This window comes from bacterium, assembly GCA_026398675.1.
Lineage (GTDB): Bacteria > RBG-13-66-14 > RBG-13-66-14 > RBG-13-66-14 > RBG-13-66-14 > RBG-13-66-14.
This window is the reverse complement of sequence record JAPLSK010000363.1, coordinates 1-7725: the sequence shown is the minus strand read 5'-3', so window position 1 is coordinate 7725 and position 7725 is coordinate 1. Positions and strand designations below refer to the sequence as shown.

Sequence of the window (7725 nt, the reverse complement as noted above, 5' to 3'; positions counted from 1 at the left end):
ACGTGCTCCGGGAGTTTTTCCAGGGGGAACTCTCCCCGGTGGTTGGCCTGCGCGTGCCACCGCCAATAGGAGGACGAAGTCGGGTAAATCTGGATTCTAACAAGCTCTTCGCCGATGTACCGCATCGTTCCCAGGTAGCGCCGGTCCGGACGGGCCAGATCCTCCGGGATTTTATCGCCCAAGACCTCCACAAGTTGCGTTCGTCACTCAAGGAGCGCGTCGGCTTCCTGCCGCAGCGCCTCTTCCTCCGTCTCCGTTATCCAGCCCAGATATGCCCGCGGGGCGTCGGCGTAGCTCACCGCCCTAATTTTCCGCACGCCTGTCCCTCTTGCGCCGAATCATGTCCAGAAACGCCTCGATCCGGGTCATGAGCCCCGCCTCACCGGTGTGCTCGTCCAGGACGATGGAGGTGTAGGGCATCCGGGGGTGCTTAGCCGCCACGGCCTCGATCAGGGTCTCCACCATGGAGGCCGGACCGCACTGGAAGGGCAGGACGAAGACGACCCCGTCCACCTCCTCCTGGCGCATGAAGTACCCGGCGGCCCCCAGAATCTCCCGGCTCAGCGTCCAGTACGGCGGGCGCTTGAAACTCCCCAGCTCCCGGTCCAGCGTCTGGTGGTCCACGCTCTCGTGGGTCAGAATCCGGCAGCCCATACCGCGCAGGCGCTTCATGAGCTCCAGGGAGATGTAAGGGTCGAAGAGGAGGTAGGAGCGGCCGATGACCCGCAGCTCGAGCTCATCCCCCTCCTGGGGGGCGATGTATGGCTTTTCCTTCTCGATGGACTCCAGAAGGGCGGCGGGGTCTTTTCCCAGGATGCAGTCGGCGCGGAAGGCGGCCTGGGCGCGCTCGGCGGCGCCAAGGGCCCTTTCCGTCTCCTCGGGGCCGAAGCCCAGCAGCCGGGCCGCCTCGTCCAGCGTCTCGAGGATGCCGCCCCTCCCCTTGTTCACGTCGGCCACCGGAGAAATCAGCGGCAGGTCAACCGACACGCAACTCTTCGCCATATCCGGCAGGCCGATGAACTTCGGGCAGAGGGAAGACCCCGGTTCCAGGCTGACCAGGCGGGGGAGGAAGATGTAATCCACGACGCCCTCGAGGGCGTGGATGTGCCCGAAGGTCACCTTGAGCGGCAGGCAGGCGTCGTCCACCGTGGAGGCTATCCCCCAGGCGACGAGGTCCTTGTTGCTCGGGGGCGAGATTACCAGCTCGACGCCGAGGCGGCGGAAAAAGGTGGCCACAAGCGGCAGGAAGCGATAATAGAGGATGAGGGTTCGGGGAAGCCCGATGCGCATTGAACTCCTCAATTGCCGTAGAGACAAGGGGCTTAAGCCCCTTGCCCCTCCATTACCCACGCATGTGGTCGGTAATGGTAGACCGGCGGGCCGGGCTTGTCAAATCAATCCGGCTTATCCAGTCCCAGATAGATGGGGCTCCGGCGGTAGAAACGCTCCACCTGCAGCGCGATGACCTTGATTACGGCCGCGATGGGTACCGCCAGGAAGGCCCAGATTATGCCGAACTGAAGGCCGACGAGCACGGAGAGAATCAAGAGCACCGCGCCGATTCCCACCTTCTTCCCGACCACCAGCGGGTCGAGGACGTAGCCCGAGATGGTGAAGCTCACCACGTAGAGCGCCAGGGTCAGAAGCATCGTCGGGGCGGGGTCCGGGGTGAAGAAGGCCATCGGCACGGCCACGGCTCCGGCCACGAACGGGCCGAGGAACGGGATGAAGTTCAAAATTCCGGAGATGACCGCCAGAGGAATGAAGAAGGGCACCCCCAGAAGCCACAGCCCGACTCCGGTCACGATTCCGATGAAGGCGCAGGTCACGAGCTTGGCGCGGAAAAAGCCCACGAAGACGCGGTTCACGTCCTCGCTGAAATCCTTGACCCGCTCGTGGTGCCGTTGGGGAATGAGATCGGTCAGCCGCTTCTTGAAGCGGTCCACGTCTCGCAACAGGAGGAAGGTGAAGATGGGGATGAGGACGAGGTTCCCCAGGTCGCCCAAGCTCGCCAGCAGGCGTTCCAAGAGGACCGTCACGTCGGGGATGGCCTCGGAGATGGCGGTTTGGAGCCGGGCGGCGAGAGCCTCCACGGCGTTCCGAATCTCCGGGGAGCCGCCGGAGATTCCATCCAGCCACCGCTCCACCCGGCTCACCAGACTGGTGAAGTCGAACTCCCGCAGACGGGCGATGTCGTTCTGGACTGTGGGGACCAGGAGCATGGCCAGTCCGACGACGAGGGCTACAGCCCCGACGATGACCGTGAGGGCGGCGACGGCGCGCAGCTTGCCACCCTTTTTGTCCTTCGGCGGCTCGGCGTGCTCGTGACGGGCCAGGCGGTGGATGAATTTATCCACCATGTCCGCCGCCGGGTCCAGGAGAAAGGCCAGGAAGAGGGCGACGACGAAGGGGAAGAAGGCGTCCCAGAGGTTTATTACGCCGAAGATGACGCCGGCGACGGTCACCAGGGCGATGAGGGAAATGGCCCGCGCGTCGTGGTAGGCGAAGGGGACTAAAATCAACACCAGGGCGAGCCAGACCACGAAGGGGGTGACGACCGGCCAGACCAGGTACACGAAGAGACCCAGAAGCCCGAGAAAGACGACCATGACCGTCCAGAGCGGAACCCTGCCGGTCGCACGCCTGGGGTAGTCGGTCGGGATTAAGTCGTTATCGTCCGGTTCCCTGTCCGTCAAGAGGCGCTCTCCTCCGTGCTGTGGGGGCCTAGTATAGCACGATTCGCCAAAGACGTTACTTCGTTTTATAAATAAGATGGGACCGGCGAAGAGCCGGTCCCGCAGTCGGAAAAAATTTCTATCAGCGGCCCAGCTCGGCGTCGCGCTCCTGGTTCCAGGTGACCCACTCGTCCAGCTCCAGCTCGTCCTCGGGGGAGAACTCCCCGGACGCGGCCACGGAGCCGTCGGGAGCGATGTATAGCTGCTGCATCCCCCCGAGGATGACCTGCTTCCATTGTTCCTCGGACACCTCGATGGGCCCGGAGACCTCTTGGGGGCCGACGACCTCGTACCGCTCACCGGACTTGCCCTCGCCTTCGGTGCCCTCGGTCTCCCAGAACATGGGGCCCTCGATGGCGGCCATGGGGTTCCACATCTCCACGCTGCCCGAATAAACGCGCAGCAGGGTCGAGGTGTCGGGATAGACGTCGGTGCGGAAGACGGTTCCCCGGCACGCCGCCGTGGCTGTCGGCGTCTTGACGACGTAGTTGCTCGCCGGGTCGTTGAAGGGGGTGACGGTGGACCAAAGCCTGCCGCCGGTGGAGGATACCACCGTGCTGGTGGCCAGCCCGCTCGTGGACGCCCGCTCGATGGTCAGATCGGAGTTGGACGAGAGGCGCACGAGGGAACCGTCGTCGAATGTAATCTCCACCCGGGAGCGGTCCAGGGTTTTTACGATGTCCCCGCCCTTGAGTCGCGATCCGAGGGAGGCCGAGAAGCTATCGCCCCCGCGGAACACGCTCACGCTCCCCACCATGTAAGTGATCTCCGCGCCCGCCAGTGAGGCGGTCAGGAGGAAAAGGCAGAGAAGAAACACAGACCGTTTAATCATTTTCAACCCCCGAAAGTACGCCGCGCTATAGTTCCTGTACGGCCAGTTGCCCGGGCTGGAAACCGCCGCCGGAAATGGGCTCGGCCAGCGATTCACCCGGTCCCACGCACTCGATCCTCACGCTGCCTATCCGGCTCCCACGTTCGCCTCGAACTTCCGAGGGGGCGTAGATGACGAAGACGTCGCCCGGAGCGGCATTTTCCTCGAAGCCGATGGGGAGGATAACCCTGTCCCCTTCCACATCTGTTATCCGGCCCGACCAGGGTGCCTTCTCGAAGGCGGGTCCCAGGTCCTCCGCCAGCTTGTCCACGGCTCCCAGGGAGGCGCGCCCCTCGAGCGTGTCCAGGAATTCCTCGTTGGGACCGATGACCATCCCGGGGCGCCAGCGGTTCGTGTTGCTCTGGGCGAGGAGCTGCTCGGTCTTGGTCTCGGTGATGAACTCGCCGGTGGGCGCCAGGTAAAGCCGGACTTCGAGACTGACCTCCGCCTCGTCCCGGCGGAAACCTATCTCCCCAAAATTTTCCGAAAGCCCGAAGGAGTGAACCTCGCCGATCAGGTATATCTGGATTCCGAGCTTCTGGAGCTGCGCCGGGAGAGTGAGCACCGGTCGCGCAAGGGAGCCCGGTTCCCGGTATTCCGTTCCCAGGGCGACGGTTCCACCGAGCTCGACTACCAGATTCCTCCGGGTGAGCGGGACGATTCCGGGCAGCTCGCCGAGCCTTTGGGCGAGCATCTCTTCCAGGCCGCGGGCCTGCTCCTCGGTAACTTCGAGCCCGGGCCGCAGGTCCACCACCAGTAGCCGGTCTATCGTCGGCGCGGGGGCGGTCTGGGTGAAGAGGCAGCCAGCCAGGGAGAGGAGCGCGATTGTTCCGAAAAATCTTCGCGTCGGTGCGTCCCGTTTTACGGCTCCGCCGTCGCAGTTGACGGCTTCGCCAACGCAGACTCCCGGCCGTAAAATCGGGGCGGGAGGAACACGCCCGACCCGCCCCGTGGTCATTCCAAGGGTCGGGTCATTCAAACGGGTTCTCCCGGACGATGTCCCCGGCGGAGAAGCCGCCCCCGGCCACGGCTCGGCAGATGGCGTACTTCTCCTTGACCTCCATCACCTGCACGGTGCCGATAAGGGCCTCTTCGGCGCCCAGGAAGATGCCGGTGACGGGGTCTATGAACTCCTCGCCCTTCTGGTAGACGCGGAACTCCATGCCGGTCTCGATGCCGGAGTCCATGCCGGCGTTGATGTAAACCTTCTCGTCGTCGGCCTTGACCACGGCGCCGGTCCAGGGCATTTCCTTGAGCTTGATGATGATGGCGTTGACGATTTCGTCAATAGCCTTGTGGGCGGCCTTGCCTTCCAGGGTGTTGTCCCAGTCCGAGCTCTTACCGATCTCCATGCTGGCGACCGTCACGCTGGCACCGGTCTCCGACTCTTCACCGGTGGCCTCGTGGCTGAAGATGATCTCGCCGGTGACGGTGTCTATTATGCGGATGTTGAGCCCGACGCGGGCCGTGTTAGTGGAGACGCTGAAGCCGCCTAAGAGGCTGCCCCAGCCGCCTAAGAGGCCGCCGAGGCCGCTGAGGCCGACCTCGTCATTCTTTGAGGAGAACTCGGTGACGGCACCGCAGACGATGGCCTGAACGCCGAGGAGCTTGCCGATCTCCTGGGCGGTCTGGGGGGTCACCAGGCCGGTGGTGCCCAGAGCCTGCTCCGACATGACCGCGGCCAGCTGCTCCCGCTCGAAGACCTGGAACTTGCCGCAGTTGACCAGGGCGGTGGTCAGCACGTCGGCCAAGCCGGTCCCCACGTTGTAGGAGCTGCCGGACTTGTCCTCCAGCTCGGACACGGCGATGCGCTTGCACATCTCCATGGCCGACGAGGCGACGGCCAGGATGAGCACGAACATCAGGGTCGCAAGAACGAGTTTACGCATGAAACGCCTCCAGGCCTTTGTTGAAAATGGTCTACGCAGGGCTTCGTCGTCGCTGAAAGCTACCGCTTCGCGCGGCGGAGCCGTCCGTATTATTCCGTGCTGCCCTCCGGGGGCGGCGTCTCACCCTTGGGTGCGATGGCTATGTCAATCGTGCTGCGCGTCTGGCCGTAAACGATGACCTCGAAATCGCCCTCGGTGTTGGGTTTGTAGTTGATCTCCTTGGCGATCTGGGCCGCGTCGTAGTCCGAGGCTATCTCCAGCTTGGCCGTGAGGCCGAACTGGCTGCGCACGATGATGTTCTCCACGCCGCGGATATTATCGCGGAGCCAGGACTGGAGCTTGGTCAGGGTGGCGTTGTCGGCGTTGTAGACGGTCATCTGGACCGTGGATCCGGTGGCCGCGCGGCGGGCCCAGTCCTGAGGCGACCAGCGTGGCTGTATCGGTCTCGTAGACCTTGATGTTGCAGGTGGCCTGGTAGGACTTCATCCCCGACCCGGCGGTAACGCCGTAAGCCACGATGTCGGAGCCCTTGACCACGGCCTTCCCGGTGAGCACGTACTCGGCGCCGTACTGGAGGCCGATCTCGGCGGCGGCCATCGGGTCGCCGGTGAGGGCGGCCTTGACCATGTCGCGGTCAATGTTGCGCCGCGCCTGCTCGGCGTCCACCAGCGGGAATTCCTTGTCGAGGAAAATCTCCTGCAGCGTCATCTCGGTGGTGCCCATGTCCATGGAGTCATACCAGTAGTAATGGTAGTCCTCCAGGAGGTTCTCCTCTTCGATGATGATCATTATCCGCGGGTTGCCGACGAGGGCCGTCAGGGTCCGAACGTCGAGCTCGTCGAGCTTGGCCTGGAGCATGCTCCGCGCGATGGTGCACTCCACCTCTACCTGGTAGGAGTTCTCGAAGGAGCCGTAGCCCTCGCTGATGATGCGGTAGTCCAGGACGTAGGCGGTGGCACGGGCGTAGATGGAGTCTTCCAGGGTCTCGAACTGCTCCACCATGGTCTGGGAGTCCACGAACATGCCGGTCTGCTGTTCGACGGCGTTCCGGATGGCGTCCTTGACGGCGTCGTCCTTGGCCTTGGCGATGTCACCCGAGTAGATGACGCCGAGGCCGGTGCTCCGGACGGTAACGGTATCCTGGGCCTGGACCGCTCCGGCCAGGCAGAGAACCGCTGTGAGCAATATGAGGGGGAATGTGCGCATCGTAACTCCTCGGCCGTTGGGCGGTACGTCCGCCCCCAGGTTAAAACTATTTGGGGGACGGAGTGTGTCCGCCCCCCGGAAATCCTAGTAATGGGCGAGGATCGTCTCCACGGTGCGGACGGCGTTCACGGCGTCGGTGCCGGTGATGAAGTCCAGCGGCCGGAAGAAGCCGTCGGGGTCGCCGGCCAAAATCCCCCGGCTGGTGCAGGCGATGATGGCGCCATAGGCGAAGTTGTCCGCCCGGACGTCCTTGAAGATGCTCTCGCCGGTCATGCCCCGTGTCATGAGGTCGGGGTCGCCCGTGGTCAGGGACAGAACCTTGCCGGCCAGCATGGCGAACTCGGAACGGTTCAGCTTCGCGTCGGGCAGGAAGCTGCCGTCGGGATAGGGCTCCATGAGGCCGGTCTCGATGCAGAGGTTTATCTCGGACAGGGCCCAGTTCTCGGCGATGTCGGTGGCGTAGTAGGAAGTTGCACCGGTTTCGGGCTCACCGGGGCCGACGAATACGGAGCCGCCGTAGCTCGTCACCGACCGGCGCTCCAGGCGCGAAAGGTCGAGCTCACGGGCGAAGAGGGCCGCCGCGTCGGCGCGGCCGATGCGATAGTTGAAGGCGATGGCACGGTAATTCTGGTCGTCCACGCCCTGCATGAGCCGTTTGGCCAGGGCGAGGCGGTCCCAGGCGGCTTGAACTTCGGGGTTCGTCGGGTCGAGCTCGAGAGCGCGGGTGAGGGCGTAGTCGGCCTCTTCCCAGTCGCCGACGCATCCGGCGGCGATGCCCCACCAGAGCGCGCCCTCGATGTTCTCTTTGTCCTCCTGGGCGGCGGCCTTGGCCAGAAGACGCGCGTTGCGGGCGTCGCCCTGTTCTATCATGACGCGGGCCTTGCCGATCTTGCCGTAGATGTCGTCGACGTCCATACCCATCGCCTTCTCGAACATGTCCACCGCGTCTTTCAGGAGCCCCTTGCGAGTTTCTCCGGTGGCGTCCTCACTCTGACGCAGGTAGACGTAGCCGATGCCGGAGTAG

At 64.1% G+C, this 7725-nt stretch carries 9 protein-coding genes; all 9 read right to left on the bottom strand.

Annotation, left to right across the window (positions count from 1 at the left end):
- Positions 1-182: hypothetical protein (locus tag NTW26_11075; GenBank protein ID MCX7022794.1), on the bottom strand; the 182-nt coding region annotated here is incomplete at its 3' end.
- Positions 183-303: 121 nt separating this feature from the next.
- Positions 304-1290, bottom strand: a complete 987-nt coding sequence (locus tag NTW26_11070; GenBank protein ID MCX7022793.1) for an acyl-CoA dehydratase activase-related protein — start codon at positions 1288-1290, stop codon at positions 304-306.
- Between the two features lie 104 nt (positions 1291-1394).
- Positions 1395-2696 (bottom strand): AI-2E family transporter, encoded by a 1302-nt coding sequence (locus tag NTW26_11065; protein ID MCX7022792.1) that lies wholly within the window; start codon positions 2694-2696, stop codon positions 1395-1397.
- A 121-nt stretch (positions 2697-2817) separates the two neighbouring features.
- Complete coding sequence (locus tag NTW26_11060) at positions 2818-3567, bottom strand: FecR family protein (protein ID MCX7022791.1); 750 nt, start codon at positions 3565-3567, stop codon at positions 2818-2820.
- A 25-nt stretch (positions 3568-3592) separates the two neighbouring features.
- On the bottom strand, positions 3593-4585 hold the full coding sequence (locus NTW26_11055) for a hypothetical protein (GenBank protein ID MCX7022790.1): 993 nt from the start codon (positions 4583-4585) through the stop codon (positions 3593-3595).
- Complete coding sequence (locus NTW26_11050) at positions 4578-5495, bottom strand: hypothetical protein (GenBank protein MCX7022789.1); 918 nt, start codon at positions 5493-5495, stop codon at positions 4578-4580. Before NTW26_11050 ends, NTW26_11055 begins: the two co-directional genes overlap by 8 nt.
- An 89-nt stretch (positions 5496-5584) precedes the next feature.
- Complete coding sequence (locus NTW26_11045; GenBank protein ID MCX7022788.1) at positions 5585-5872, bottom strand: hypothetical protein; 288 nt, start codon at positions 5870-5872, stop codon at positions 5585-5587.
- The gene (locus NTW26_11040) at positions 5811-6701 is read right to left on the bottom strand and encodes a hypothetical protein (protein ID MCX7022787.1); all 891 of its coding nucleotides are present in this window, start codon (positions 6699-6701) and stop codon (positions 5811-5813) included. The genes NTW26_11045 and NTW26_11040 overlap by 62 nt, the downstream gene beginning before the upstream one ends.
- Before the next feature lie 84 nt (positions 6702-6785).
- The coding region (locus NTW26_11035; GenBank protein MCX7022786.1) for an S-layer homology domain-containing protein at positions 6786-7725 on the bottom strand (940 nt) is incomplete at its 5' end.